General features: G+C 56.9%; 25 protein-coding genes and 1 pseudogene. 16 read left to right on the top strand and 10 right to left on the bottom strand.

Annotated elements, in window-relative coordinates; all coding sequences use genetic code 11:
* Positions 1-81: 81 nt before the first annotated feature.
* A complete protein-coding gene (locus tag EL098_RS12705) occupies positions 82-912 on the bottom strand; it encodes a C40 family peptidase (protein ID WP_126356543.1) in 831 nt (276 codons plus the stop codon).
* Positions 913-1,274: 362 nt separating this feature from the next.
* Here EL098_RS12705 and EL098_RS12700 point away from each other — a divergent pair, with 362 nt between their 5' ends.
* Complete coding sequence (locus EL098_RS12700; RefSeq protein ID WP_126356542.1) at positions 1,275-1,619, top strand: Grx4 family monothiol glutaredoxin; 345 nt, start codon at positions 1,275-1,277, stop codon at positions 1,617-1,619.
* A gap of 43 nt (positions 1,620-1,662) precedes the next feature.
* On the opposite strand, the gene rnt is transcribed toward EL098_RS12700, so the two are convergent.
* From rnt to eptA, 5 genes are all read right to left on the bottom strand, one after another.
* On the bottom strand, positions 1,663-2,322 hold the full coding sequence (rnt, locus tag EL098_RS12695) for a ribonuclease T (protein ID WP_126356541.1): 660 nt from the start codon (positions 2,320-2,322) through the stop codon (positions 1,663-1,665).
* Between the two features lie 110 nt (positions 2,323-2,432).
* Entirely contained in the window at positions 2,433-2,840 is a 408-nt protein-coding gene (gloA, locus tag EL098_RS12690; protein ID WP_126356540.1) for a lactoylglutathione lyase, read from the bottom strand.
* 88 nt (positions 2,841-2,928) lie between these two features.
* Positions 2,929-4,026, bottom strand: a complete 1,098-nt coding sequence (nemA, locus tag EL098_RS12685; protein ID WP_126356539.1) for an alkene reductase — start codon at positions 4,024-4,026, stop codon at positions 2,929-2,931.
* Positions 4,027-4,079: 53 nt separating this feature from the next.
* A complete protein-coding gene (locus EL098_RS12680; protein ID WP_126356538.1) occupies positions 4,080-4,679 on the bottom strand; it encodes a TetR/AcrR family transcriptional regulator in 600 nt (199 codons plus the stop codon).
* A gap of 69 nt (positions 4,680-4,748) precedes the next feature.
* Positions 4,749-6,377 (bottom strand): phosphoethanolamine transferase EptA, encoded by a 1,629-nt coding sequence (eptA, locus tag EL098_RS12675; RefSeq protein ID WP_126356537.1) that lies wholly within the window; start codon positions 6,375-6,377, stop codon positions 4,749-4,751.
* Between the two features lie 167 nt (positions 6,378-6,544).
* Between eptA and EL098_RS12670 the strand changes: the two genes are divergently transcribed.
* Positions 6,545-6,784 (top strand): DUF1289 domain-containing protein, encoded by a 240-nt coding sequence (locus EL098_RS12670; protein ID WP_008456463.1) that lies wholly within the window; start codon positions 6,545-6,547, stop codon positions 6,782-6,784.
* Positions 6,785-6,841: 57 nt separating this feature from the next.
* The gene (locus tag EL098_RS12665) at positions 6,842-7,738 is read left to right on the top strand and encodes an aldo/keto reductase (protein WP_126356536.1); all 897 of its coding nucleotides are present in this window, start codon (positions 6,842-6,844) and stop codon (positions 7,736-7,738) included.
* A 3-nt stretch (positions 7,739-7,741) separates the two neighbouring features.
* Here the strand turns inward: EL098_RS12665 and EL098_RS12660 are convergent, their stop codons facing one another.
* Genes EL098_RS12660 through EL098_RS12650 form a run of 3 tightly spaced genes read right to left on the bottom strand, consistent with a single transcriptional unit; the run spans position 7,742 to position 10,861 of the window.
* The gene (locus tag EL098_RS12660) at positions 7,742-9,763 is read right to left on the bottom strand and encodes an FUSC family protein (protein ID WP_126356535.1); all 2,022 of its coding nucleotides are present in this window, start codon (positions 9,761-9,763) and stop codon (positions 7,742-7,744) included.
* Complete coding sequence (locus tag EL098_RS12655) at positions 9,763-10,620, bottom strand: efflux RND transporter periplasmic adaptor subunit (protein WP_126356534.1); 858 nt, start codon at positions 10,618-10,620, stop codon at positions 9,763-9,765. Before EL098_RS12655 ends, EL098_RS12660 begins: the two co-directional genes overlap by 1 nt.
* Positions 10,621-10,624: 4 nt before the next feature.
* Positions 10,625-10,861, bottom strand: a complete 237-nt coding sequence (locus EL098_RS12650; RefSeq protein ID WP_126356533.1) for a DUF1656 domain-containing protein — start codon at positions 10,859-10,861, stop codon at positions 10,625-10,627.
* 176 nt (positions 10,862-11,037) lie between these two features.
* Here EL098_RS12650 and slyA point away from each other — a divergent pair, with 176 nt between their 5' ends.
* The 8 genes and pseudogenes from slyA (at position 11,038) to EL098_RS12605 (ending at position 19,237) form a co-directional block, all read left to right on the top strand.
* The gene (gene slyA / locus EL098_RS12645; protein ID WP_126356532.1) at positions 11,038-11,484 is read left to right on the top strand and encodes a transcriptional regulator SlyA; all 447 of its coding nucleotides are present in this window, start codon (positions 11,038-11,040) and stop codon (positions 11,482-11,484) included.
* A gap of 220 nt (positions 11,485-11,704) precedes the next feature.
* On the top strand, positions 11,705-12,706 hold the full coding sequence (locus EL098_RS12640; RefSeq protein ID WP_126356531.1) for an LLM class flavin-dependent oxidoreductase: 1,002 nt from the start codon (positions 11,705-11,707) through the stop codon (positions 12,704-12,706).
* Positions 12,703-13,824, top strand: a complete 1,122-nt coding sequence (locus tag EL098_RS12635) for an amidohydrolase (RefSeq protein ID WP_126356530.1) — start codon at positions 12,703-12,705, stop codon at positions 13,822-13,824. Before EL098_RS12640 ends, EL098_RS12635 begins: the two co-directional genes overlap by 4 nt.
* A 46-nt stretch (positions 13,825-13,870) precedes the next feature.
* Positions 13,871-16,129 (top strand): annotated as a pseudogene (locus EL098_RS23210) (NtaA/DmoA family FMN-dependent monooxygenase).
* Positions 16,130-16,139: 10 nt separating this feature from the next.
* Positions 16,140-16,649, top strand: coding sequence for a GNAT family N-acetyltransferase (locus tag EL098_RS12620; RefSeq protein WP_126356527.1), 510 nt, complete (start codon positions 16,140-16,142; stop codon positions 16,647-16,649).
* 9 nt (positions 16,650-16,658) lie between these two features.
* Positions 16,659-17,585 (top strand): amino acid ABC transporter permease, encoded by a 927-nt coding sequence (locus tag EL098_RS12615; protein WP_126356526.1) that lies wholly within the window; start codon positions 16,659-16,661, stop codon positions 17,583-17,585.
* The gene (locus EL098_RS12610) at positions 17,569-18,342 is read left to right on the top strand and encodes an amino acid ABC transporter ATP-binding protein (protein WP_126356525.1); all 774 of its coding nucleotides are present in this window, start codon (positions 17,569-17,571) and stop codon (positions 18,340-18,342) included. Before EL098_RS12615 ends, EL098_RS12610 begins: the two co-directional genes overlap by 17 nt.
* Before the next feature lies 1 nt (position 18,343).
* On the top strand, positions 18,344-19,237 hold the full coding sequence (locus EL098_RS12605; protein ID WP_126356524.1) for a transporter substrate-binding domain-containing protein: 894 nt from the start codon (positions 18,344-18,346) through the stop codon (positions 19,235-19,237).
* A 44-nt stretch (positions 19,238-19,281) separates the two neighbouring features.
* On the opposite strand, the gene EL098_RS12600 is transcribed toward EL098_RS12605, so the two are convergent.
* Positions 19,282-19,746, bottom strand: a complete 465-nt coding sequence (locus tag EL098_RS12600; protein WP_126356523.1) for an outer membrane lipoprotein — start codon at positions 19,744-19,746, stop codon at positions 19,282-19,284.
* Between the two features lie 291 nt (positions 19,747-20,037).
* Between EL098_RS12600 and anmK the strand changes: the two genes are divergently transcribed.
* The 5 genes from anmK to pdxY all read left to right on the top strand — a co-directional run bounded on the left by anmK (position 20,038) and on the right by pdxY (position 24,642).
* Positions 20,038-21,162, top strand: a complete 1,125-nt coding sequence (anmK, locus tag EL098_RS12595; protein WP_126356522.1) for an anhydro-N-acetylmuramic acid kinase — start codon at positions 20,038-20,040, stop codon at positions 21,160-21,162.
* A 90-nt stretch (positions 21,163-21,252) separates the two neighbouring features.
* The gene (mliC, locus tag EL098_RS12590; RefSeq protein WP_126356521.1) at positions 21,253-21,576 is read left to right on the top strand and encodes a C-type lysozyme inhibitor; all 324 of its coding nucleotides are present in this window, start codon (positions 21,253-21,255) and stop codon (positions 21,574-21,576) included.
* A gap of 57 nt (positions 21,577-21,633) precedes the next feature.
* Positions 21,634-22,290, top strand: coding sequence for a pyridoxamine 5'-phosphate oxidase (pdxH, locus tag EL098_RS12585; RefSeq protein ID WP_126356520.1), 657 nt, complete (start codon positions 21,634-21,636; stop codon positions 22,288-22,290).
* Positions 22,291-22,429: 139 nt separating this feature from the next.
* On the top strand, positions 22,430-23,704 hold the full coding sequence (gene tyrS / locus EL098_RS12580; RefSeq protein WP_126356519.1) for a tyrosine--tRNA ligase: 1,275 nt from the start codon (positions 22,430-22,432) through the stop codon (positions 23,702-23,704).
* 77 nt (positions 23,705-23,781) lie between these two features.
* On the top strand, positions 23,782-24,642 hold the full coding sequence (gene pdxY / locus EL098_RS12575) for a pyridoxal kinase PdxY (RefSeq protein WP_126356518.1): 861 nt from the start codon (positions 23,782-23,784) through the stop codon (positions 24,640-24,642).
* Positions 24,643-24,647 lie beyond the last annotated feature (5 nt).

Below are 24,647 nucleotides of genomic sequence, written 5' to 3'. Positions count from 1 at the left end.
GCGAAAAAGGGAAAAGAAACGGCCCGAATCCGGGCCGTTAACTTTGCTTCAGCTCGCGTGCCCGCAAAGGGCCGGTCGCTATCAGCGAATGGTTTTGGGCGTCATCACCCGGCGAGCACCCACATAGTGACGCTGCCAGTAATCTTCGCTCAGGGAGGTGATCTGAATATCGCGCCCGCTGCGCGGTGACTGAATAAATTTGCCGTTGCCGACATAGACACCAACGTGGTCCGCGGTTCCGCGTCCCTGGGTGCGGAAGAAGACCAGATCGCCACTTTCCAGTTCACTGCGATCGACGGAAGAGGCATCACGCAGGTGATACATCTCGTTGGCAGTGCGAGGGATACGGATATTCACTAGATCCTTGTAGGCGTAATAAATCAGCCCGCTGCAGTCGAAACCGGTACGTGGAGAGGTGCCACCCCAGCGGTACGGTTTACCAATTTGCCCCATCAGCTTGTTCATCGCCGTTTTTTGCGCTTTCTGCACTCTGACTTTGTGCGCCTGGGCGATGGTCAGGTTCTTTTCAGACTTAACCTTCACGCACTGCTTTTTATGCCCTTTACGGTGGGTGCATTTTTCAGTGTAGGTGGCGGCGGCTGGCTGTGCGGCTAACTTGTGGGTGGTTTTTTTGCTGCTGGTTTTAGCGAGGGTGCTGCTTTTGCCGGAGGCGTTGTGTTTTGCAACTTTGGCTTTTGCCGGTGAGGCTTCTTTTTTACCGGACTTCTTTGTGGAGGCTGTGCTGACCTTTGCTTTCTCTTTGCCCTTGCTGCTTTTACTGGCGGTTTTCGTCGGATGACTTTTCTGCGCAACGGGATGGCGGACGTGCTCAGACGCCTGCGTCAAAGGTGTATAGGGCAAAGAAAATAGCAGAGCACATAGCGTGATAGAGATTTTATTTATCCGCGCCACTCGTCAATCCCCTGATAAATGAAAGCACGATGCTAGCGATCATGCCTGCGTATGATTTTTGCGAAACCCGACGATTCTAATCCATAAAAGCCGATAATGTTAATAGGTAAATACTATTTAACGGTGAAAAGTGGAAGCTAACGCTAAAAAATTAGCCATTACTGCGAGTTATCCGCTGTTTAATCGACGGTGAATGGGGCAAATTGCTCATTTTCCCTCGCCGTAAAAGTGTTATTCTTAAAGCATGTTTGCATAGCGCCGGCACTCGAGAAAAACCCTGCTAAAAATGGTGTTTTCTGGCCGGGGTGCAACTGGCTACAATGGCAGGCTATTGCCGTATCAAGGTTTGAGGAAGCAAGACAATGAGCACTATTGAAAAAATTGAACGCCAGATCGCTGAGAACCCGATTCTTCTTTATATGAAAGGTTCCCCCAAGCTGCCGAGCTGCGGCTTTTCCGCTCAGGCCGTTCAGGCGCTGTCTGCCTGCGGCGAGCGTTTCGCCTATGTGGATATCCTGCAGAACCCGGATATTCGCGCAGAGCTGCCAAAATACGCTAACTGGCCAACGTTCCCGCAGCTGTGGGTAGACGGTGAGCTGGTCGGCGGCTGCGATATCATTATTGAGATGTACCAGCGCGGTGAGCTGCAGGCGCTGATCAAAGAGACCGCAGAGAAGCACAAATCTGAAGAGCCGGGCGCAGAGTAATCTCGCCGGCCATTAAAAAAGCGACCCTCGAAGGTCGCTTTTTTTATGCTTCAGATTCCGGTTCGTCTGCCAATGGCAGAGGCCAGCCGCCCAGGCGTTTCCAGCGGTTGACGATTTCGCAAAACAGCAGGGCGGTTTGCTCGGTGTCATACAGAGCGGAGTGCGCCTGCGAGCTGTCAAATTTCTGGCCAGCGGCGATGCAGGCTTTTGCCAGCACCGTTTGCCCCAGAACCAGGCCGCTCAGGGCAGCAGTATCGAAGGTGACAAACGGATGGAACGGATTGCGTTTCAACGCTGCCCGCTCCGCCGCGGCCATCATAAAGCCGTGATCGAACGTGGCGTTATGCGCCACCATAATCGCACGGCTACAGCCGCTGTCTTTGATGCCTTTACGCACGGCTTTGAAAATGGCGTGCAGGGCATCATATTCGCTGACGGCACCACGCAGGGGATTATGCGGGTCGATCCCGTTGAAAGCCAAAGCTTCGGGCTGAAGGTTGGCACCCTCGAACGGTTCGACATGGAAATGCAGCGTTTCGTCGGGGGATAACCAGCCGTCTTCATCCATCTTCAGGGTAACGGCGGCGATTTCCAGTAACGCATCGGTCTTCGCGTTAAATCCTGCGGTTTCTACATCGATAACTACCGGATAAAAGCCACGAAAGCGGTCGCACAGGCCATGCAATTGCGTGTTGTCTGACATCAGATTCTCTTAATACGGGGAAAATGCAGCGCGCATTATGGCAAATTTCGGGGAGTCTTGCAGTAAAGGCCGCACCGGGCGACCTTTGTTTAGCGTTCGCAACCTGAAAATCAGTGACCCAGGCCTTTGCCTGCGTGCTTCTCTTCGATCAGCTCGATTTTGTAACCGTCCGGATCTTCAACGAAAGCGATAACCGTGGTGCCGCCTTTGACCGGGCCGGCTTCGCGAGTGACATTGCCGCCGTTATGGCGAATACGCTCGCAGGCGTCTGCGGCGTTATCGACGCTGAGCGCGATGTGGCCATAGGCCGTGCCTAACTCGTAGCTATCCACTCCCCAGTTGTAGGTCAGCTCGATAACCGCCGTGTCGCTTTCATCGCCATAGCCGACAAACGCAAGAGAGTACTTGTACTCCGGGTTTTCGCTGGTACGCAGCAGTTTCATGCCCAGTACTTTGGTGTAAAAGTCGATAGAGCGTTGCAGATCGCCAACGCGCAGCATGGTATGAAGTAGACGCATAAAATCCTCGTCGAATGAGACTGTTAATTCAGGAGTCGTTGAGTATAGCGGCGATTGCTCGCCGCTATCAATGAAAGGCGCCGCGAAGTTACAGACTTGGGTAGTCGGTATATCCTTCCGCGCCGCCGCCGTAGAAGGTCTCAGGGCGCTGCGGGTTCAGCTCTGCGTTTTTATGCAGCCGGGCAACCAGATCCGGGTTGGAGATGAACGAGCGGCCGAACGCCACCGCGTCAATCAGCCCTTTACCGATCAGATCTTCCGCCTTCTCCGGGGTATAAGCCCCGGCGCCGATGATAACGCCGCTGAAGCGCTCGCGAACTTTTTCGCGGAATGCTTCGGTATAGGGTTCGCCACCGGCCCAGTCCGGCTCGGACATGTGCAGATAGGCAATGCCGCGTTTACCCAGCTCTTCAATCAGGTAGAGCGCATCAGATTCTTCGTTCGGGCCGTTGTCCACGTTCTGGAACGAGCCAATCGGCGAAACGCGGATCCCGATGCGATCGGCACCCCACTCTTTGATCCCGGCATCAACCACTTCAAGCACCAGACGGGCACGGTTTTCACGGCTGCCGCCGTATTCGTCGGTACGGTGGTTAGAGGAAGGTGACAGGAACTGATGCAGCAGATAGCCGTGGGCAGAATGCAGCTCAACCAGGTCAAAGCCTGCGTCGCGAGCATTACCAATCGCTTTACGGAAGTCGTCCACGATGCCCGGGATTTCGCTGAGCTCCAGCGCACGCGGCATGGAGGTATCTTCGCGAACGGCGTTACCGTTCTCATCACGCAGCGAGGTACGAGTTCCGGCGCTCAGCGCGGAAGGCGCGACAGGAGCCTGCTGGCCTGGCTGAATCGTGAAGTGGGAGATACGGCCGGTGTGCCACAGCTGAACGGCCATATGGCCCTGTTCCGCGTGAACGCCCGCGGTGATTTTTTTCCACGCGGCGATTTGCTCTTCGCTATGCAGGCCGGGTGCGCCTGCATAACCTTTGGCCTGGGCGGAGATCTGAGTTGCTTCGCTGATGATCAGGCCGGCGCTGGCGCGCTGACGATAATATTCACCCATCAATGGCGTTGGGATATCGCCCGGTTCAATGCTGCGCAGACGCGTCAACGGCGCCATAAAAATACGATTTGGTACGGTAATCGCGCCAACTTTGAGTGGCGTAAACAGTTTATCTGCTGACATGGTGTTTCCTCAAGTAGACCGGTCGTCTAGTAAATCAGTAAATAAAAAACCTGTCAGGCGACAGGTTCTGCCATTAGGGTACGGACGTGCGCTAGCGCGCTTTCGAGCGGCAAAGCGCTGCGGGAAATCTTTGCCTGCAGGCTGGCACCCAGCCACAGCGAGTAGAGCACCATCGCCTGGTCGAGCGCTTCGCCATCAAAATGCAGGCTTTTTTCACTGCGGCCTTTCTCCAGCACATCCGCTAACAGGGCGACGAGCTGTGTCCCGCCGTGATTCAGCGCGCCGCGCATATCTTCAGAAAGGTCACAAACTTCTGCTGAAAGCTTTACTATCAGGCAGTTGCTCAAATTTCCGCTCTGACAGAAGTAGCTCAGCATATCCTGATACCACTTCAGCAGTCGTTGGCGAAAATTGCCTTCACCGTGCGAAAAGTGATCCACCACGCGCAGATTGGAGGCCTGGTAATAGCGCTCAAGCATGGCCACGCCAAACGCCTCTTTGGAGCGGAAGTAGTGGTAGAAAGAGCCCTTAGGCACTTCTGCGGTACGTAACAGTTCGCTCAGCCCCATGCCGGTAAAGCCCCGGGCAAGGCACAGCCGCTCGCCGGTGGCGAGAAGGTGTTCGCGAGTGTCATGTTCAGGATGTCGATTCATGCGCTCAATGTAGTAGACCAGTCGGTCTAATGCAAGGGGGCGGCCCCTTTTTTTGTGACCGCCATCTGATTACTCTTTGCGGCAGTTGGCAAGGATATCCATATCTCGCTGATACACCTGGCTGCGGATGTTCATCATGCCCAGCAGCGTCGAGAAAAGGTTGTCCTGCGATACAGGGTCACTTGCGGCTTTGTGCGCCAGACAATCACTGTCCAGGGCAAAGTTTTGTCGGTAATCCTGTGACAGCCAGAACAGCAGCGGAATATGCGTTTGCTGCGAAGGCGCGAGCATATAGGGCGTGCCGTGCAGGTAGATCCCGCTTTCACCGAGCGATTCGCCATGGTCGGCCAGATAGATCAGGGCGGTGTTAAGTTTGTCCTGATGCTGTTTTAGTTTGTCAATTGTTCGGCTGAGTACATCGTCCGTATGCAGAAGGGTATTGTCGTAGGTGTTAACCAGCGCCTCGCGGCTGCAGTCCTGGATCTGGTTGCTGTCGCAGGTTGGCGTAAAGCGGCGGAACGTATCCGGGTATCGCTGATAGTAAGCCGGGCCGTGGCTGCCCATCAGGTGCAGCACGATAACCGTGTCCTGCCGTAACCCCTCCATCACGTTGTCCAGTCGATGAAGCAACACATCGTCAATACAGGCGCCGTCTTTACAGTAAACGTCCAGCTTCCACTGCGTCATATCCGTATGCGGTACCCGGTCGCAGGCGCCCTTACAGCCACCGTCATTATCCCGCCACAGCACGTTAACCCCGGCATGGGCCAGTACATCAAGCAGCCCTTCCTGGTGACGGGCGAGATCGGCATCGTAGGATTTACGCGGCATGTCGGAGAACATGCAGGGGACAGAAACCGCCGTTTCCGTTCCGCAGGATGAGGCGTTATGGAAGTAAATTACCCCCTGTTTTTTGAGCTGCGGATTGGTTTCGCGGCCGTAGCCGCCCAACGAGTAGTTTTCGGCTCTTGAGGCCTCACCGACTACCAGCACCACCAGCGTTTTCTTCGGCTGCTGCCGAATCACCGCGCCTTTTTGCGCATCTTCGCCAATTTTAATCAGCATCTGGTCGCCGGCAAACCAGCGTTCTTTGCTATAGCGACTGAGGGCGCTGATGTAGTTTGCGGGCGTGACCATCTTGACCACGCCTTTATTGTTGCGGAACAGCGAGGCGTAATCTTTATAAAACAGCGCGGCGATGAGGATGATAACCAGCAGCCCGGCGAGGATGCTGACCAGGCGAGTAAGAACGGTATGCCACCAGCGCGCGGGCTGCACTTTCACCAGCACCAGCAGAAGGGCGGGGACGATCCCCGCCAGCGCCAGCCAGCTTACCAGCTGCGGCGTGACCAGCGCGGCAGCCTCCTGAGAATTCGTTTCAAACACGTTGACCATCATATTCTTATCGATGACGGCCCCGTAGGTGAACATAAAATAGTTGCTGGCCGCGCAGCCGATCACCAGCAGCACCAGCGCGGGTTTGCGAAGCCAGGGCAGGTTAACCACGCTGAAAATGGTCAGCCAGGCGCAGAACAGCACCACCGGCACCGAAGCGGCAAACAGCCAGCTATGGAGCGAGGCCGGGGCAATCAGCTTCCAGCTGCGATGAATAAACAGAGCATTGATCAACGTGAAGAAAAAGGCGCAGCAGAGGTTATATTGTGCATCGTTACACTGTAACTTTTTCAGAAAATTCATAGTAGCCATGAATACAAAACAGAATATCCGCTAGCGTAGAGAGAGAAGATTAGCTGAACCTTAATTTTCAAACGCTTTTCGCCGGGCGGTGATTTTTTAGCCGTCCCGCTTGCATCCCGGCCGGAGTCAGGCTTCAATTGAGGCAAAGTCGTTAATGAGGTGGGTTAGTGTCAGAGCAGCTGGAGTTCTTCCCCATTCAAAGTCCCTGCCGCGGTATCTGCCAGTCGGATGAGCGCGGATTTTGTCGTGGCTGTATGCGCAGTCGTGATGAGCGTTTCCAGTGGCAGCAAATGAGCGACGCGCAAAAGCAGGATGTACTCCGCCTTTGTCGCCAGCGCCTGTTGCGCAAGTTACGAGCAAATAAGCCAAATTCACCTGAAGAACCGGAGCAGCCCTCACTGTTTTAATCATTCAGGGCCGTTATACTCGGGGCAGTATTTCTCCTTATCTGAGGTTATATTTTTATGGTACAGCGCATTACGATTGCCCCACAGGGACCGGAATTTTCACGCCTGGTGATGGGCTACTGGCGGTTGATGGAATGGAATATGTCCCCGCGCGAGCTGGCGAGCTTTATTGAGGAGCACGTTGAGTTGGGCATTACCACGGCGGATCACGCGGATATTTATGGCGGTTATGCGTGCGAAGCCGCCTTTGGCGAGGCCATGCGTCTGGTACCGCACCTGCGCAGCAAAATGGAGATTGTCACGAAGTGCGGCATCGCCACTACCGCTAAGCCAGAAAATGCCCTTGGCCACTACATTACCGACCGCGACTACATCATCAGCAGCGCAGAAAGCTCGCTAAAAAAACTCTCCACCGATTATCTGGACCTGCTGCTGATCCACCGTCCGGATCCGCTGATGGATGCCGATGAGGTCGCTGAGGCCTTCACCGCGCTGCATCACAGCGGCAAGGTTCGCCATTTCGGCGTCTCTAACTTTACCCCGGCACAGTTCTCGCTGCTGCAGTCTCGTCTGCCGTTTACTCTGGCAACAAACCAGGTTGAACTTTCCCCGGTGCACCAGCCGCTGCTGCTTGACGGCACGCTGGATCAGCTCCAGCAGCTGCGTATTCGCCCCATGGCCTGGTCCTGCCTCGGCGGCGGGCGTCTGTTTAATGACGACGAATTCCAGCCGCTGCGCGCTGAACTGCAGAAGGTGGCGGAGGAGCTTGGGGCCGACACCATCGAACAGGTGGTTTACGCCTGGGTTATGCGCTTGCCCTCTTCGCCGCTGCCGATTATCGGCTCCGGTAAGATCGAGCGCGTGCGCTCTGCTATTCACTCCCTGTCCCTGGAGATGACACGCCAGCAGTGGTTCCGCATCCGTAAGGCCGCGCTCGGCTACGACGTGCCTTAATCGTTACTGACCGTCTGCCAGCGTTCCGGCAGGCGGTGCCTGCTCCAGCTGCGAGAGCGAGCAATAAAGCCGCCAGATAATGCCAGCCAGCTCCCGGGCAGCGGGATCGTGATGATGCGCCAGCGTGTCACAAATTCTTTGCAGCTCCTTCAGTGATTCTGCCAGCGGCCTTTGCAGGACGCCGCGCTCGCTCATGACGTCGCGCAGGGTATGAAGACAAACATCCCTGACTATCGACAGCGGGTCCGACCGCGTCTCCCAGCCGCGCAGCTGCCAGACGACGTGCGAACAGTTGAGCAAGACCACGCCCCAGCGCAGCAGCCAGCGGCGGGCCGCTTCTTCCTTACTGTTGCTAAGCTGGCTGATGTGATGGTACACCAGCGACTCAAACTGGCTTTCGCTGTGCTGGGGCTTGCGGCTTAGCTGGTCGATAAACCCTCGCCGCAGCGCCCGGATATGTCGACGGCTTCGGCGAGTGTCCGAGCTGGGCCGCAGCACCGAAAAGGCCAGCCATGAAATGCCGACGCCGAGAACCTTGGCCAGGTTGTCATTGATAAAGCCGGCGAAGTCGTAAACCGGCGGGTTACTGACCGCCAGAAACGATCCCATAAATACGATGAGCTGCCCCCAAAGTGCGGCGCGTTTCGCCTGCTGGAGCTTCATGAGCTGCATGGTGAGCAGCAGCGGCAGCAGGAAAAGCAGGAACTGCCACAGCTGGGTCACCTGGATCATCAGGCCAAATTTCACCAGGAAACTGAACACCGACAGCCACAGCAGGGTGCGCATCAGCAGCGTCACCGAGCCAAGCGGTGAAGCCACCGAGGAGTAGAGCACGCAGCTGATGGCGGCCAGCGATAGCGCGCCGCCGCCCGACTCCCACTGGGTGCCGATGCACCATGCGCCGGTAAGCGTGATGGTGGCAAAGGTGCGAAGTGCGCTCCAGAGCGCCTCGGCGCTGTCTGTGTGGCGTGCAAGCGGCGGAGCCTGCGGCGGCGTAATGACCGACACCGGCGTGGCGTTTTCCAGCTCTTTCAGCCAGCGGCTGCTGTTGAGGTACAGCCAGCAAAAATAGCGAAGTCGATGCCAGAATGCCTGATGACGGTAATCATCCTGAGATGTAGGGGCAAGCTGCTGCAGGAGCCGGGCGACAGAGTATTTGTCGGCGTCCGGCTTCGCCAGCTCACGCAGCAGGCTATCCAGCACCGACCAGATATTGGCCGGCGCATCCGGCCAGTTAAGCAGCATACGCCGCAGGCTTGAGATGACGCTGGTCAGGCGCAGCTGCTGGTGGAGCAGGTAGTTCAGCAGGCTGTTCTGACGGCGAAAGCGGTAGTGGCTCCAGAAGGCCTGAATACGCAGCAGGTTCATGGTCAGGATCTGGCCGATAATCCCCTCATGCGCGGTGCGAATGGCGTCGGTCGTTTCCGGCTGCCAAAGCAGGCTGGCGTGCTCCAGTAAACGGCCATGCATGTTTTTCAGCGCGGTAACCAGCGCGCTGCCGTCCGAGGTGCTGGGCAGAACCATCATCATGAAGGCGCCGCACAGAATCCCGACCACCACCTCACAAACGCGGGCCTGGGCGATATCCCACAGCTGGGTCGACTCGACGGTATTGACCATCGGAAAGGCGATAATGGCGGCGGTGTATCCCGCCAGCATAAAGGCGTAGGCAACGTTATTCTGAAAATGGCTGGAGGCCCAGGTACACAGCGCCAGCCAGCTTGCCATGGCGAAGGTAAAGAGCCAGGGATCGTTCAGCGCGTTACCGGCAATGATGAGCGACGCTGCCGCGCCGATAAAACTGCCGGCGATACGGCCCAGGCTCTTACTGATCACCCCGCCGACGGTGGGGAAGCTCACGACCGCCGCGGAGGTCATCGCCCAGTAAGGTTCATCCAGATCCAGGCCATAGGCAATAGCCAGCGCCATTCCCATAGCAATGGCGTTGCGCAGGGCATAGCGCCATTGCCCGCCGGTTGCTTTACCCCACGGCGTGTTGCGCCACTCCAGAAAAGTGAGGTTCATCAGGGTTGAACGCTAACGGTACAGGTTGTGCCCGAGACGAGCGTGACATCTTTGGGTATGGCGTCGAGCGTAATGCGTACAGGCACCCGCTGCGCAAGGCGTACCCACGGCACGTTAGGCTTGATGTCCGGCACCAAATCGCTGTCGCTTTCAATGCTTTGGTCGTAGATAGCGCGACCGATGCTTTCCACTTTGCCCGTCAGCCTCTGGTTACCGTTATACAGGACAATCTGTACGGCATTGCCCGGCTGGATCCGGCGCAGCTTGGTCTCTTCGAAGTAGCCGACGACATAAAATGAGTGGCTGTCGACCAGCGCAAAAACCGGTTTTCCCTCGGTGGCGTAGTTCCCGGTGCGCGACGTCAGGTTGGTGACCCAGCCGTCGACCGGCGCGGTTACCGTCGTCTGCGAAAGCTGCCACTGGGCCTGCTCGAGCGTGGCCTGAGCGACCTTGACCGCCGCCTGCATAGCCTTGACGTTAATATTCGCGGTATCCATGTCCTCGGCGGAAATGTAGTTACGCGGCAGGTTGTGGCGGCGGTTAGCTTCGTTGCTGGCTTTGGCCAGATCCGACTGCGCCTTTGCCAGCTGCGCCTCTGCATTGAGCACGGCAATATGGTAAGGCGTTGCGTCGAGCGTAAACAGCGGCGCACCCTTGCTGACAAATTGATTATCTTTCACGTTGAGGGTGACGATGGTGCCGGACACCTGCGGCGTAATGCTGACCTGTTCGGCGCGCACTTTACCGTCACGCGTCCAGGGCGATTGCATGTAGTAGTTCCATAGCAGCCAGCCCGCCAGCAGCGCAGCGGCAAGAACAATCAGGGTGGAAAAGTATTTTATTGTTTTGAGATTCATTGCGTTACCACATCACCAAAAGAGCCATGCCGGCGCTGACGGACAGCGCGAAAAGGGATAAGTCCATCAGCGTGGGATGCCAGACTTCACCGGAATAGATCCAGTCGCGCAGCAAGCGGTGGAGGACCAGCCAGATAAAAAAGCCGACAAACACGGCCTTGAACAGCGGCGGAAAGTAAATCGACGCCCCAACCACAAAATCCTGAAGCGGGAAGCCGGATGGGCTAAAAGTGAGACTCACGTGGTGATAATCCTTTAAAAAAACGGGGTAGCTGCCGTTTCCCCTCACTTAGATGTAGAATAAAAGTATAGCTGTTCGCATAACTTCAGTGAAAGTAAGGGGTTTGTTTTTAACAGTTAATGCCTGCACAATAGTCTAAAATCAGTATAATAAGTTAGCAAGCTAATTATAAGGAGATGAAATTGGAATCGCCATCGCCATTAGGTTCGGATCTGGCTCGCCTGGTACGCATCTGGCGTGCGCTGATTGACCATCGCCTGAAACCTCTGGAATTGACACAGACACACTGGGTAACGCTGCATAATATTCATCAGCTGCCGCCAGACCAGTCACAGATTCAGTTGGCTAAAGCGATCGGCATTGAGCAACCGTCACTGGTTCGCACGCTGGATCAGCTCGAAGAAAAAGGGTTAATCTCGCGTAAAACTTGCGCGAACGACCGTCGGGCAAAACGGATCAAATTGACCGAGCAGGCCGCGCCCATCATCGAAAAGATGGAGGACGTGATAAACGAAACGCGTGGAGAGATCCTGACCGGGATTTCTCGCGAAGAGCAGGCGCTGTTAAGCAGCCTGATAAGCCGGCTTGAGCAAAATATTATTGAACTGCAGAACCGGGATTAATTTCTACGGGTGAGCAAAAGCCTCGCTGTTTATCCGGCGGGGCTTTTTTATTTTGCCGCTAACGCGTTAACCGGCGATCTTTAGCCCGGTAGCAAATAGTTAAGCCGGCGTCTGACTTTGCTTATCTCTATTTCAGAAGACTAAATGTAAATTTATTGTTTCTCTCTGCCGTCTCCCGCTTTTAATAATGCAGGCATGTTAATAAAAACGAGCCTGCACTATGTCTTATCGCATCAGTATCCTGGATAAAAGCCCGCTTGCGCCGAACGACAGCGCAACGGATGCCCTGACGCGCACGCTGCACCTTGCGCAGCAGGCAGAAGCCTGGGGCTATCACCGTTTCTGGCTGGCAGAGCATCACAATACGCCCCAGCTTGCCAGTCCCTCGCCTGAAGTGCTGATTGCCTGGATTGTCGGGCAAACTCGCCGCATCCGCGTTGGCTCCGGTGGCGTTATGCTGCAGCACTACAGCCCTTATAAAGTTGCCGAAAACTTTAACCTGCTTTCCTCGCTTGCGCCGGGGCGAATCGATCTCGGCATCGGAAAAGCGCCGGGAGGTTTACCGCTCTCTACTCAGGCACTGCAGCAGGGGGTATCGCAGGCGGCCAAAGGAACCTTTGATGAGCAGCTGACCCAGCTTGATGCGTGGCTGTCGCTGAGCGAACCGGCGGAAGACGAGAGCGTTCGGGCTACGCCGCTACCGGTTCAGCGCCCGGAGCGTTTTTTGCTGGGGGCAAGCCTGCAAAGCGCCCGGCTGGCGGCGAGCCTTGACTGGAATTTTGTTTTTGCTGCCCATCTTAACGGCGATAAAAACCTGCTGCGCGAGGTACTGAAAGAGTGGCGGGCGAACAGCCGTCGAGACGTGCTGGTGGCGGTGCAGGCAATTGTGGCGCCGGACGCCGGGCGCGCGGAAGCGCTTGCCGCACAGGTTGAGATCTGGGGCGTGGAGCTGGAAAACGGGCAGCGTGTGAGCGTGGCCAGCGAAGAGCAGGCGCACAGCTTTGCTCGCCAGTCAGGCAGTGCGCTACGCAGCCTGACGCGACGTGAACCTTCGCTGCTAAAAGGTACGCCGGAAGCGGTCAGGGAGGCGCTACAGGCGCTGCACGAGGAGTACGCTATCGATGAATTTATTATCGATACGCCGGTTGCCGAAGGCGCGGAACGCATCGCTTCACTGCGTCTGCTTGCTGAAGCTCATGCGGTGACGGAGGCGGCGGTATGACTTTTGCCCAGCAGCTGATCGACTGGCGCCGCGAACTGCACCGGTTCCCGGAGCTCTCTCTTGAGGAAGTGGAGACGACTTCCCGTATCCGGGACTGGTTGCAAAGCGCCGATATCCGTCTGCTTCCCTATTCACTGAAAACTGGCGTTGTTGCCGAGATAGGCGAAGGCGATAAGGCCATTGCGCTGCGTGCGGATATTGACGCGTTGCCCATCGAAGAAACCAGCGGCGTCGCCTTCCGTTCGCAAAATGCCGGCGTCATGCACGCCTGCGGGCATGACGTTCACAGCAGCGTGATGCTTGGGGCGGCGCTGCTGCTGAAGCAGAACGAAGCGCAGCTTAACGGGCGAGTGCGCATCCTGTTTCAGCCTGCAGAAGAGCGTTTCGGCGGGGCAACCACGCTGGTGAAGGCCGGCGTGCTGCAGGGGGTCTCGGCTATTTTTGGCATGCACAATGAGCCTAATCTGCCGGTTGGCGCCTTTGCCACTCGCGGCGGTGCGTTTTATGCCAACGTGGATCGCCTGGTCATTCAGGTGCGCGGTAAAGGGGCGCATGCCGCTCGTCCTCATGAGGGCAAAGATGCCATTTTACTTGCCAGCCAGCTGGTCAGCCTGCTGCAAAGCATCACCAGTCGGGAGGTCAATACGCTCGACTCGGCGGTACTGAGCATCACGCGCATTGCGGGCGGCAATACCTGGAACGTGCTGCCGGAAAGCGTCGAGCTGGAAGGGACGCTGCGCACCCATAGCGCCAGCGTGCGGGAGACGGTAAAAGCTCGGGTCCTTGAGATTGCCGCCGGTCTAGCCGCCGCCTTTGGGGCGGAAATCGATGTCACCTGGCATGCGGGACCGGACGCGCTGGTTAACGATGAACGCTGGGCTGAGTTTTCTCGCGAGGTGGCTGCGGCAGAAGGTTATGCGACCCGGCATGCAGATCTGCACCTCGGCGGTGAAGATTTTGCGGTCTACCTCCAGCATATTCCCGGCGCTTTTGTCAGCATCGGCAGCGACAGCCGCTACGGGCTTCATCATCCTGCCTTCAATCCCGATGAAAGGTTGATTGAACCAGCGGCTCGTTATTTCGCGCGGTTAGCGCAAACGGCATTGCAACAACTTTAACCCTAATCAGCGACGGCGGATTTAACGATCCGCATAAGGATGAGACATGTCAGAAAAACGACAATTACGGCTGGGTACGATATTACATGGCGCATCGGGAAATATGTCAGCCTGGCGTCATCCTGCCGCGGTAGCCGATGCCAGCATTAATTTTGAGTTTGTTAAACAAACCGCTTTGAAAGCGGAAGAAGGGAAACTGGACTTTATATTCGTTGCCGACGGACTGTATATAAACGAAAAATCTATCCCCCATTTTTTAAATCGCTTTGAACCGCTGACGGTATTATCCGCGCTCGCGAGCGTAACCCACCGTTTAGGTCTGGTGGGCACATTATCCACGTCCTACAGCGATCCTTTTACCACCGCCCGCCAGTTTGCAAGCCTCGATCATCTGAGCAACGGCCGTGCGGGGTGGAACGTAGTGACTTCCCCCCTTGAAGGTTCGGCCAAAAATTTCTCCAGAACCCAGCATCCTGAACATGCGCTGCGCTATCGCATCGCCGATGAATACCTGGACGTCGTCAAGGGGCTCTGGGACTCCTGGGAAGAGGATGCTTTTGTGCGGAACAAAGAGAGCGGGCAGTTTTTTGCCCCTGAAAAGCTGCATGCGCTAAACCATCAGGGGGATTTCTTCCAGGTGGCGGGGCCTCTTAACATTGGCCGCACGCCGCAGGGGCGCCCGATTGTGTTCCAGGCCGGAGCCTCGGAGGACGGCAAAAAGCTGGCGGCGAAACACGCCGATGCCATTTTTACCCACCATGAAACGCTTGCTGAGGCAAAAGCTTTTTACCGTGATGTGAAAAACCAGCTGGAAGCGCAAGGCCGCGAGGCTGATTCATTGCACATTTTCCAGGGCGTCAGCGTGATTGTTGGCAAAGATGCCGAAGACGCGGAGCAACAGTATCAAACTACCGCCGCGCTGGTGTCGGTTTCTGATGCCCTGAACTACCTGGGTCGCTATTTCGAACACCATGACTTTAGCCAGTACCCGCTGGACGAACCTTTCCCCGACCTTGGTGACCTTGGGCAGAACAGCTTCCGCAGCACCACCGATGAGATCAAGCGCAACGCCCGGGAACGCGGCTTAACTCTCCGCCAGGTCGCGCTGGAAGCCGCCAGCCCGAGACCGCGTTTCTCCGGCTCCCCGGAGGAGGTGGCAGACGGGCTTCAGCGCTGGTTTGAGGATCGCGCCGCCGACGGTTTTATTATCCAGGGAGGCACACCGGATACCTTCCCCCGGTTTGTGGAGCAGGTTGTACCCGTGCTGCAGGCCCGGGGCCTTTTCCGCACGGATTATCCCGGCACCACGCTGCGCGAGAGCTTTGGTTTAGCGCAGCCCGACAATCGCTACGGCAAATAAAGAGAAATGATTATGCAAAAAACATCGCTACTGCTGGCTATTGCGCTGGCATGGGCCCCGATTGCCTGGGCGAACGACGTCACCATCAATGGAACCGGAGTGAGCCTTGAGGCGAACAAATCGCCGATTAATACCGCCAAAAATCCGCAGGCCATCGCGCAGTTGCCGAAAGATTATCATTTTGCCGTTCCCGGTAAGTTTACCGTGGCAGTGGCGGCGCTCAACTCGCCGCCGCTGACGGTTTTTTCTGATGATAATAAAACGCTGCTCGGCAGCGAGGTGGACATTGCACGCCTGGTGGCCGACAGCCTCGGTCTTGAGCTTAACGTAGTGCCCACTTCCTGGGAGGACTGGCCGCTGGGGGTGGCGTCCGGGAAGTATGACGCCGCGATCAGCAATATTACCGTCACCAAAGATCGCAAAGAGAAGTTCGATTTCGCCACCTATCGTAAAGATTCTCTTGGCTTTTATGTGAAGGCCGACAGCCCGATCAAATCTCTCAGCCACGCGGAGGATATTGCCGGGTTGCGCATTGTGGTGGGCTCCGGCACCAATCAGGAAGCTATCCTGCTGGCGTGGAATGCTGAAAACCTGAAGAAAGGGCTCAAGCCATTTACTCCGGTTTACACCAAAGATGATGCCGCGCTGACGCTGGCGCTGCAGTCCGGGCGGGCCGATGCCTGGTTTGGACCGAACGTTACCGGGGCCTGGAAAGCGGCGCTGACTGGCAAGACCAGGCTGGTAGGGAGCGTTGACGGCGGCTGGCCAAAGGCCGCACACATTGCCGTTACGCTGAAAAAAGGCAGCGGGCTGGTTGAGCCGGTACAAACGGCGCTTAACGGTGCCATTCAGCAGGGCGACTACGCAAAAGTGCTCAACCGTTGGGGCGAGGGCGTGGAAAGTATTCCTGCCTCGGAAATCAACCCCGCGGGTTTAGGGGACTAAGGAGGTCTGTATGAGCGAACGTTTTCGCATTCTGTCCCCGGAGGCGCCTGAGCTGCAGCCGATCATTAACGGGCTGTTTGGTGAATACGCTGCCCGCTACGGGGATTTTTTCTCGCGTGATGCGGAGGTCGAGCTTACCGAATGGTATCTGCCGCCGCAGGGTATTTTTATCGTGCTTGAGCGTGAGGGCGAAATTATTGCCACCGGGGCCTATAAGCCCTATGACCAGCAAACCGCAGAAATTAAGCGCATCTGGACAAAGAGTACGTTACGCAAGCAGGGGCTGGCAGGGCGCGTAGTCCGTGAGCTGGAGCGCTATGCGCTTCAGGCGGGCTATAGCCGTATCTACCTGACCACCGGGTTTCGCCAGCCGGAGGCCGTCAGGCTCTACCTGAGCGAAGGCTACGACCCGCAATTCAGCCTGGAGGTCGACCCGGAAACGTTCAGCCTGCCGCCCCACGACGGGCGGCTGAGGTTTACCAAACTCTTATCGCTGGAAAGCCTGAGCAAAACGGCCTGAGGTATAACGATGAAATCTTCCGAAACCATTAAAGTGGTCCCTGCGCGCTACCCGCTGCGCACCGTGGGCGCGGTGATAGCGCTGTTCGTTCTCGCGGTGGTGGTGCAGTCTGTCGCGTTTAATCCTCGCTGGGAGTGGGGCGTTTTTGCGCAATGGTTTTTTAACCCGGTGATCCTGGAGGGGCTGGGACAAACACTGTTGCTGACGCTGTTGGGCACGGTGCTGAGCGTCATACTGGGCGGCCTGCTGGCGCTCGCCAGACTTTCGTCCTCCTGGCTGCTGAAGAGTCTGGCCTGGGGCTACATCTGGCTCTTCCGCTCGCTGCCGCTGATTGTGGTGCTGATCGTGCTTTACAACTTCTCCTATCTGTACGACAAGCTGTCGCTTGGCATCCCCTTTACCAGCATCGTCTGGGGCAGCTACGACACGATTAACGTGCTGGGGCAGTTTTCGACGGCGGTGGTTGGGTTGACGCTGGTGCAAAGCGCCTACACCGCAGAGATCGTGCGCGGTGGCTTTTTAGGCGTGGATCACGGGCAATATGAAGCCGCAGCAGCGCTAGGGTTACCTGCCTGGCGACGTACCGTGCGCATTATTCTGCCGCAGGCCCTGCGTACCATTCTGCCTGCCGGTTTCAACGAAATCATTAGCCTCGCCAAAGGCACGGCGATGGTTTACGTGCTGGCGATGCCGGAGCTGTTTTATACCATCCAGATGATCTACAACCGCACGCAGCAGGTGATCCCGCTGCTGATGGTGGCGGCCGTCTGGTATCTGGTGATCACCAGCGTCCTGTCGCTGATTCAGTATCTGGTTGAGCGCTCCCTGGCTCGCAGCGAGCGTCGCTCTGCTATCAATCAAACGCGCCCGGCCCGAAGCGCCGCGCCGTCCACAGCCGCCGTAACGCAGGAGCCGATTCATGCAAACCTCTCATAGTGGCCATATCTCGATCACCGGCGTCAGCAAGTACTTTGGGCGCCACAAGGCGCTGGACGATGTGTCGCTGGAGATACCGCCGGGGACGGTCACCGTAATTCTCGGCCCATCGGGCTCCGGTAAGTCAACGCTGCTGCGCACCATCAACCACCTGGAGCGCGTGGATGAAGGATTTATCCAGATTGACGGCGATTATATTGGCTACCGCCTGAAAGGCGACAAGCTGTACGAGCTTAAAGAAAAGGAGATCCTGCGCCAGCGAGCCAACGTGGGCTATGTCTTCCAGAACTTCAACCTGTTTCCCCATATGACGGTACTGGAAAACCTTATTGAAGCGCCGCTTGCCCATAAGCAGCTCAGCCGTAAAGAGGCGGTTGAACGTGCATATGAGCTGCTGGACGTGGTTGGCCTGCGTAATAAGGCCGACGCCTGGTCCCGGCATTTATCCGGCGGGCAGCAGCAGCGTATCGCGATTGCCCGCGCTCTGGCGCTTCGTCCGCGAGTAATGCTGTTTGATGAGCCCACCTCCGCGCTCGATCCTGAGCTGGTCGGTGAAGTGCTGGACGTCATTAAAAGGCTGGCTCGATCGGGCACCACGCTGGTGGTGGTCACCCACGAGATAGGTTTCGCCCGCGAGGTGGCCGATCAGGTGGTGTTTATGGTGGACGGTAAAATTGTTGAGCAGGGGAGCAGCGACGAAGTGTTGAATCGCCCGCAGCACTCGCGCACCCGGCAGTTTTTATCGAAGGTACTATGAAATGAAATATGGATTAATAGCGCTGCTGGTCTGTGCCTCAGCGGCCCAGGCGCATACGGGGATTGACCTGGCCGCCAATGAAAAACCGCTGAATATCGCCCGGGACGAGCAGGCCATTGCAAAAATTCCTGCGGGCTACCATTTTGTTGAGCCGGGCACGCTGACGGTGGCTATCTCCGCGCTAAATTCTCCGCCGCTGGCCCTGCTGGCTAGCGATAACCGCACGCGCATAGGCAGCGATCCGGATATTGCGCGGCTGCTGGCGGCAAGCCTTGGCCTGAAGCTTAAGCTCGTGCCTACCGCCTGGGAGGACTGGCCGCTGGGCATTACTTCCGGGCGTTATGACGTGGCGCTGGTGAATATTGCCGTGACGGAACAGCGTAAAGAGAAGTTCGACTTTGCCACCTATCGTGTGGATTCGCTCTCGTTTGCGGTGAAGGCCAGCAGTCCAATTCAGACGATTGGTAAGGCAGAAGATCTTGCGGGGCGCAAGGTTATCGTGGGAGCCGGAACGAATCAGGAGCGTATTCTTCTCGGCTGGAATGCGGAAAACGAACGCGCGGGGCGTGAACCAGCGTTGCCCGTCTACGTCACCGATGACGCCTCTGCGAACCTTTATATCCAGTCTGGCAGGGCCGATGTGTTCTTCGGGCCGCAGTCGATTACGGCTTATAAATCTGCGTTAACGGGGACCACGCGAGTGGTGGGGCTTGGGCCGAAAAAGGCCTATGTGGCGACCACCACGAAGAAAGGCAACGGGCTGGTGTATGCGCTGCAGGCGGCGCTGGATGGCGCGATTCAACGGGGAGAATATCAGCAGGTTCTGGCCAGGTGGGGAGAGCAGGGAGAAGCCGTTCCCGGTTCGGAAGTGAATCCCCCAGGCATAACCTACTAAAACAAAAGGCCCGCAGTGCGGGCCTTAAATCATTGAGCGTTATCTTAGCGAGGAGCAACGGTGATGTTGTTGCCGCTGCCGGAGATGGCAACGCGCTGACCAACGGAGTAACGAGTGTCACCCTGTTTCTGCACGGCAATGATGGTCTGACCGTCGTCTTTACGGATTTCCAGCTCAACGCCTTTGCTGTTACCCGCTGCGCCGCCAATGGCGTCGCCCGCCAGGCCGCCGGCTACTGCGCCGCCTGCGGTCGCCAGCGTACGGCCTGTGCCGCCGCCTACGGTGTTACCGAGCAGGCCGCCCAGCACCGCGCCGCCGATGGCGCCGATAGTGCTGTTGCCATCGCTGCCTTTAATGGTGACGGCGCGAACGTGGGTAATCGTACCGTAAGTCACGGTTCTTACCTGTTTAGCTTCCGACGCATTATAAACATCGCCGGACAGCCCTTCGTTAGCACAGCCAGCAAGGCTCAGAGCAACCAGTGAAACTGCCAAAACACGTGAAATCATTTGTACCTCTCCTGTGAACCCATCAACGCTCGGTGAGCATCCGTTGTGGCTAAATTATATGGCAATTCCTGGCCATAGTTCATATTTGTTCTACAACAATCCTGTAAAAATAGTAAATCAAATCTCTTTAACAACAATTAAACCGCTGCGCTTTGAGAATTTCGGTTAAGGCGCAGAACGTGTGTTGCGTCAGGTGACACAGATTATTAATAAAAATCATTAATAAATCATAACATTGCATGTTAGCTTAACAGCATCAACTTATCGCCCCGGCGAAAATAAGGAGTGACGATGAAATCAGGTCGCTATATTGGCGTGATGTCAGGTACCAGCCTGGACGGCATCGATGTGGTGCTGGCCGCTATCGATGAACATCTGGTCGTCCAGCAGGCGAGCTACAGTCACCCGATGCCGCTGGCCATCAAAAACGCCATTCTTGCCGTTTGCCAGGGGCAGCAGCTCACGCTCTCCCAGTTCGGCCAATTGGACAACCGCCTGGGAAAATTGTTCGCAGAGGCGGTGCAAATCCTTGTTAAACGAGAAGGGCTGCGCCCGGATGACGTTACCGCCATCGGCTGCCACGGTCAAACCGTCTGGCATGAACCCCAGGGTGAAGCCGCCCATACCCTCCAGATCGGCGACAATAACCAAATCGTGGCGTTGACCGGTATTACCGTGGTGGGCGATTTTCGCCGCCGCGATATGGCCCTCGGCGGGCAGGGGGCACCGCTGGTGCCGGCGTTTCATCAGGCGCTGCTGGCTCACCCGGTGGAACGCCGTATGGTGCTTAATATCGGCGGCATTGCTAATCTCTCGCTGCTGATCCCCGGCCAGCCCGTCAGAGGCTATGATACCGGGCCCGGCAACATGCTGATGGATGCGTGGATCTGGCGGCAGCGGGGGAAAGGCTACGACAAAGACGCCGAATGGGCGAGCGGCGGAAGGGTCATTATTCCTTTACTCCAGCAGATGCTAAGCGATCCCTATTTTTCGGCTCCCGCACCCAAGAGTACCGGCCGCGAGTACTTTAACTATGGCTGGCTTGAGCGCCAGCTAGCCAGGTTCCCGGCGCTGGCGGGAGAAGATGTTCAGGCCACGCTCACCGAGCTGACCGCCACAACCATCGCCGAGCAGGTGCTGTTAAGCGGCGGCTGCGAGCGCGTCATGGTCTGCGGCGGAGGCAGCCGTAACCCGCTGTTAATGGCTCGCCTGGCCGCGCTGCTGCCGGGGATAGAGGTGACGACGACCGACGAGGCCGGGATCAGCGGTGACGACATGGAGGCGCTGGCTTTTGCCTGGCTGGCCTATCGCACAATGTCCGGCCTGCCGGGGAATCTTCCTTCCGTCACCGGAGCCTCTGAGCCTACGATTCTCGGCGCCATCTATCCGGCTAATCCTCGCCATAATCGGAGTTAACTGAAATTATCCTCATCAGGAAACCGTTAAACTGAGCTTGTCAGGAGGGCGCAGGCCCTCCAGGGATAAGAAGATCTTCAGGATACTCAGATGAAAAAACTGCTTGTTGCCACCCTGCCAATGCTGCTTGCCGGCTGTAGCTACTACAACGCTTTCCTCGAAAGAATGCATACCGACACCCTGGCCTATAAGTGCGATGAAAAGCCGCTGACCGTAAAGCTGAATAACGACAAACAGCAGGTGAGCTTTGTCTACGACAACCAGCTGCTGACGCTTACTCAGGGCCTTTCCGCCTCCGGCGCCCGTTACACCGACGGCGTTTACGTATTGTGGTCTAAGGGCGACAGCGCCACGGTCTACCGTAAAGACACTATCGTGCTGAATAATTGCCAGCTGCAAACGGCCAAACGTTGAGATTTCTCGGGGTGGAGAGCACAATAGCTCCACCCGAAGATAGCCTGACGTAACGCCATGTCTGATAACGACTCTTTGCAACAGATTGCGCACCTGCGCCGCGAATACACCAAAGGCGGCCTTCGCCGCCGCGATCTCACCGACACGCCGCTGCCGCTGTTTGAACGCTGGCTGGCGCAGGCCTGCGAGGCGAAGCTTGCCGACCCGACGGCGATGGTCGTCGCGACGGTTGATGAAAACGGCCAGCCCTACCAGCGCATCGTGCTGCTCAAGCATTTCGACGAAAGAGGGCTGGTGTTTTACACCAATCTCGGCTCGCGCAAGGCGCACCATATCGAACACAATCCGCGAGTCAGCCTGCATTTCCCCTGGCACATGCTGGAACGTCAGGTGATGGTGCAGGGCACCGCCGAACGTCTTTCTACGCTTGAAGTGCTGAAGTACTTCCATAGCCGCCCGAAGGATAGCCAGATCGGGGCCTGGGTGTCGAAGCAGTCGAGCCGCATTTCCGCGCGCGGCGTGCTTGAAAGTAAATTCCTTGAGCTTAAACAGAAGTTCCAGCAGGGCGAGGTGCCGCTGCCGAGTTTCTGGGGCGGCTACCGCGTCAGCATTGAACAGATGGAGTTCTGGCAGGGAGGAGAACACCGCCTGCACGACCGCTTCCTTTACCAGCGCGACGGAACTGCCTGGAAAATAGACCGTCTCGCACCGTAAAGTCAGGATTTTCACCTTAAGCGCTGGTGCTAACTGTGTCAGCGCTTTATTCTATGTCCCCTAAAAAATGAACTCTTTCGCCAGTGGGCGAAAAGCCGTGTACCGGCAAAGGTGCAGTCGTATAGAGATGGAGAATTTGATGGCGAACATCAATTTGATAAAACAATTGCAAGAGCGGGGCCTGGTGGCCCAGGTGACGGATGAGGATGCGTTAGCAGAGCGACTGGCGCAGGGGCCAATTGCACTCTATTGCGGCTTCGATCCGACCGCCGACAGCCTGCATTTGGGCCATCTGGTTCCGCTGCTGTGCCTGAAACGCTTTCAGGAAGCAGGCCACAAGCCGGTTGCCCTCGTGGGCGGCGCGACCGGTCTTATCGGCGACCCAAGCTTTAAAGCCGTTGAGCGCAAGCTGAACACCGAAGATACCGTGCAGGAGTGGGTGGAAAAAATTCGCCGTCAGGTTGCGCCGTTCCTCGACTTTGACTGCGGTGAAAACTCTGCCGTCGCGGCAAACAACTATGACTGGTTCGGCAGCATGAACGTGCTGACCTTCCTGCGCGATATCGGCAAGCACTTCTCTGTTAACCAGATGATTAACAAAGAGGCCGTAAAACAGCGCCTGAACCGTGATGACGTTGGGATCTCCTTTACCGAGTTCTCCTATAACCTGCTGCAGGGTTACGACTTTGCCTGCCTGAATAAACTGCACGGCGTGGTGCTGCAGATCGGCGGTTCTGACCAGTGGGGCAACATTACCTCCGGTATCGACCTGACTCGTCGTCTGCACCAGCAGCAGGCGTTCGGCCTGACCGTTCCGCTGATCACCAAATCCGACGGCACTAAGTTCGGTAAAACCGAAGGCGGCGCGGTCTGGCTGGATCCAAAGAAAACCAGCCCGTACAAATTCTATCAGTTCTGGATCAACACCGCGGACGCGGACGTTTATCGCTTCCTGAAGTTCTTCACCTTTATGGACATTGCAGAGATCAACGCTCTGGAAGAAGAAGACAAAAACAGCGGTGCCGCGCCTCGCGCTCAGTACGTGCTGGCAGAGCAGGTGACTCGTCTGGTCCACGGTGAAGAAGGGTTGACCGCCGCCAAACGCATCACCGCCAGCCTGTTTAACGGCAACCTCAGCGATCTGAGCGAAGCGGACTTCGAACAGCTGGCTCAGGACGGCGTACCGATGGTGGAAATCGAGCGCGGTGCTGACCTGCAGCAGGCGCTGGTGGACTCCGAGCTTCAGCCATCCCGTGGCCAGGCCCGTAAGACCATCGCTCAGAATGCGATTACCATTAACGGCGAGAAGCAGTCTGATCCGGAATATACCTTCACCGAAGGCGATATTCTGTTTAACCGTTACACCCTGCTGCGTCGCGGTAAAAAGAACTACTGCCTCGTCTGCTGGAAATAAGTTATAAGTTCGGAAAAACACGGCTCAGGCCGTGTTTTTTTTAGCAAGCACAACACCTGGCGATACCTGAGTAGAAAATGAAAAACATTCTTGCCATCCAGTCCCATGTGGTATTTGGTCACGCCGGCAACAGCGCCGCCGAATTTCCGATGCGCCGCCTGGGCGCTAACGTCTGGCCGCTAAACACGGTGCAGTTCTCCAACCACACGCAGTACGGGAAATGGACCGGCAGCGTGATGCCCGCCAGCCATCTGAGCGAGATTGTGCAGGGGATTGCGGATATCGGCCAGCTGCAGCGCTGTGACGCGGTGCTGAGCGGCTATCTGGGCTCGGCGGAGCAGGGGGAGCATATTCTCTCTATCGTGCGTCAGGTGAAGGCGGCTAACCCCAACGCCAAATACTTCTGCGATCCCGTGATGGGCCATCCGGAAAAAGGGTGCATAGTGGCCCCGGGCGTGGCGGAGTACCACACGCGTTACGCCATGCCGGCAAGCGATATTATTGCCCCTAACCTGATTGAGCTGGAAATCCTCAGCGGCCACAGCGTTAACAACGTGGACGAAGCCGTGGCGACGGCCCGCGAGCTTATCGCCCAGGGACCAGAAATCGTGCTGGTGAAGCACCTGGCGCGGGCGGGCTATCAGCAGGATCGTTTTGAAATGCTGCTGGTGACGGCTGAAGAGGCGTGGCACATTCACCGCCCGCTGGTGGACTTCGGTGAGCGTCAGCCCGTGGGCGTAGGCGATGTAACCAGTGGTCTGCTGCTGGTTAAGCTGCTGCAGGGCGCGACGCTGCGTGAGGCACTCGAGCACGTTACGGCGGCGGTATACGACATTATGATCGTCACCAAACGCATGGAAGAGTATGAGCTACAGCTGGTCGCCGCTCAGGACGGGATTGCCAAACCTGAGCATTACTTCACCGCGGTGAAGCTCTGAAATAG

This window comes from Cedecea lapagei, from assembly GCF_900635955.1.
In the GTDB taxonomy this organism is placed as follows: Bacteria; Pseudomonadota; Gammaproteobacteria; order Enterobacterales; family Enterobacteriaceae; genus Cedecea; species Cedecea lapagei.
The sequence above is the reverse complement of the archived record's forward strand: the minus strand, read 5'-3'. Positions and strand labels throughout refer to the sequence as shown.

Bases quoted from the DNA above. Each gene is read 5' to 3' on its own strand.
- EL098_RS12700 (WP_126356542.1), top strand. From the start codon at position 1,275: ATGAGCACTATTGAAAAAATTGAACGCCAGATCGCTGAGAACCCGATT.
- rnt (WP_126356541.1), bottom strand. From the start codon at position 2,322: ATGTCAGACAACACGCAATTGCATGGCCTGTGCGACCGCTTTCGTGGC.
- gloA (WP_126356540.1), bottom strand. From the start codon at position 2,840: ATGCGTCTACTTCATACCATGCTGCGCGTTGGCGATCTGCAACGCTCT.
- nemA (WP_126356539.1), bottom strand. From the start codon at position 4,026: ATGTCAGCAGATAAACTGTTTACGCCACTCAAAGTTGGCGCGATTACC.
- EL098_RS12680 (WP_126356538.1), bottom strand. From the start codon at position 4,679: ATGAATCGACATCCTGAACATGACACTCGCGAACACCTTCTCGCCACC.
- eptA (WP_126356537.1), bottom strand. From the start codon at position 6,377: ATGAATTTTCTGAAAAAGTTACAGTGTAACGATGCACAATATAACCTC.
- EL098_RS12665 (WP_126356536.1), top strand. From the start codon at position 6,842: ATGGTACAGCGCATTACGATTGCCCCACAGGGACCGGAATTTTCACGC.
- EL098_RS12660 (WP_126356535.1), bottom strand. From the start codon at position 9,763: ATGAACCTCACTTTTCTGGAGTGGCGCAACACGCCGTGGGGTAAAGCA.
- EL098_RS12655 (WP_126356534.1), bottom strand. From the start codon at position 10,620: ATGAATCTCAAAACAATAAAATACTTTTCCACCCTGATTGTTCTTGCC.
- slyA (WP_126356532.1), top strand. From the start codon at position 11,038: ATGAAATTGGAATCGCCATCGCCATTAGGTTCGGATCTGGCTCGCCTG.
- EL098_RS12640 (WP_126356531.1), top strand. From the start codon at position 11,705: ATGTCTTATCGCATCAGTATCCTGGATAAAAGCCCGCTTGCGCCGAAC.
- EL098_RS12635 (WP_126356530.1), top strand. From the start codon at position 12,703: ATGACTTTTGCCCAGCAGCTGATCGACTGGCGCCGCGAACTGCACCGG.
- EL098_RS12620 (WP_126356527.1), top strand. From the start codon at position 16,140: ATGAGCGAACGTTTTCGCATTCTGTCCCCGGAGGCGCCTGAGCTGCAG.
- EL098_RS12615 (WP_126356526.1), top strand. From the start codon at position 16,659: ATGAAATCTTCCGAAACCATTAAAGTGGTCCCTGCGCGCTACCCGCTG.
- EL098_RS12610 (WP_126356525.1), top strand. From the start codon at position 17,569: ATGCAAACCTCTCATAGTGGCCATATCTCGATCACCGGCGTCAGCAAG.
- EL098_RS12605 (WP_126356524.1), top strand. From the start codon at position 18,344: ATGAAATATGGATTAATAGCGCTGCTGGTCTGTGCCTCAGCGGCCCAG.
- EL098_RS12600 (WP_126356523.1), bottom strand. From the start codon at position 19,746: ATGATTTCACGTGTTTTGGCAGTTTCACTGGTTGCTCTGAGCCTTGCT.
- anmK (WP_126356522.1), top strand. From the start codon at position 20,038: ATGAAATCAGGTCGCTATATTGGCGTGATGTCAGGTACCAGCCTGGAC.
- mliC (WP_126356521.1), top strand. From the start codon at position 21,253: ATGAAAAAACTGCTTGTTGCCACCCTGCCAATGCTGCTTGCCGGCTGT.
- pdxH (WP_126356520.1), top strand. From the start codon at position 21,634: ATGTCTGATAACGACTCTTTGCAACAGATTGCGCACCTGCGCCGCGAA.
- tyrS (WP_126356519.1), top strand. From the start codon at position 22,430: ATGGCGAACATCAATTTGATAAAACAATTGCAAGAGCGGGGCCTGGTG.
- pdxY (WP_126356518.1), top strand. From the start codon at position 23,782: ATGAAAAACATTCTTGCCATCCAGTCCCATGTGGTATTTGGTCACGCC.